Here is a 1,425-nt window from a genome sequence, read left to right as displayed (position 1 = left end):
ATGCACACCGCCGGCATTGCCGGTGGTAACGAGCTTGAGCTTGCGCGCGGAATACGAATCGAGTACGTAACCAAGCAGTACGCCGGCGCGCACCAAATCGCGCGGGCGCGTCGCTACGCCCTCGCTGTCGTAGACAGCGCTGCCCAGCGCCCCCGGTAAATGCGGCTGCTCGTGGAGATGCACCCCCGGTGCAAACACCGGTTTTCCGAGGCTATCCAGCAGAAACGATGCCTGGCGGTAGAGGCTGCTGCCACGCACCGCGGACACGAAATGCGACAACAGGCTCGAGGCCACCGGCGCCTCGAACACCACCGGCGCGCGGCGCGTCGTGAGCTTGCGCCCGCCGAGGCGGTGCACGGCGCGCCGGGCGGCTTCGCGGCCGATGCTTGCGGGCGTTTCGAGCCCGGTCGAGGCGCGATTAACGCTGTACCAGTAATCGCGCTGCATGCCGCTTTCGTCCTGGGCGATGACGCTCACGGAAAGCCCGTGGCGCGTCGCCGCCTGGCTGCCGAGAAAACCGTGGCTGTTGCCGTAGACCTCGAGGCCGGCGTGCGACGACAGCGTCGCGCCCTCGGAATTGGCGATGCGGCGGTCACTATCGCGCGCTGCGGCCTCGCAGGCGCGCGCCAGTTCAATGGCTTGATCCATGCCGGGATTCCACGGGTGGTAAAGCCCGAGGTCGGGGAATTCGCGCGCCAGCAACGCCGGATCGGCCAGGCCGGCGCAATCGTCGGCGGCGGTGTATTTGGCGATGATACAGGCGGCGCGCACCGAGTCGCGCACCGCCGCGGGCGAGAGGTCGGTGGTGCTGGCCGAACCAGTGCGCTGGCCAAAATACACGGTGATACCAAGCCCCTTGTCGCGCGTGTGCTCCACGGTCTCGACCTCGCCCAGGCGCACGGTCACGGACAATCCCTGGGAGATGCTGATCGCGGCCTCGGCCTGCGACGCACCCATGCCGCGCGCCTCGGCCAGCGCCTGTCCGACCACGTCCGCCAGCCGCCGGCGCGCGCTGTCGTCGGCAAAAGTATCCGCCGTGGAGGCCTCGGCAACTGCTCCCGGCGTTGCTCTCGGCGGCTGTTCCTGACGCCGCTCTACCTCCTTCTTCCCTGAAGTCGTACCTCCGCCATCCATGGCGTCGAGCACCTGGTTAGTCATGTTGCGTACCGCCAACGGTGAGGCCGTCAATGCGTAACGTCGGCTGGCCCACGCCCACGGGCACGCTCTGGCCTTCCTTGCCGCAGGTGCCGACGCCGCTGTCGAGCTGCAAGTCGGTCCCGACCATGGACACGCGCGTGAGCACGTCCGGGCCGTTGCCGATGAGAGTCGCACCCTTTACCGGACGGGTGACCTTGCCGTTTTCGATCAGATAGGCCTCGGACGCCGAAAACACGAACTTGCCCGAGGTGATGTCCACCTGGCCGC

At 67.7% G+C, this 1,425-nt stretch carries 2 protein-coding genes; both read right to left on the bottom strand.

Translation table 11 applies throughout. The features are described from left to right. On the bottom strand, positions 1-1,158 hold a 1,158-nt coding region (locus Q8Q85_12690), incomplete at its 3' end, for a metallopeptidase TldD-related protein (protein ID MDP3775111.1). After that, positions 1,151-1,425 (bottom strand): metallopeptidase TldD-related protein (locus Q8Q85_12685; GenBank protein ID MDP3775110.1); only part of this gene is annotated, 275 nt, incomplete at its 5' end. The genes Q8Q85_12690 and Q8Q85_12685, both read right to left, overlap by 8 nt.

It is taken from the genome of Gemmatimonadales bacterium, from assembly GCA_030697825.1.
GTDB lineage: Bacteria > Gemmatimonadota > Gemmatimonadetes > Gemmatimonadales > JACORV01 > JACORV01.
Note: the sequence above shows the minus strand (reverse complement) of the source record. Positions and strands in the feature narration are given on the sequence as shown.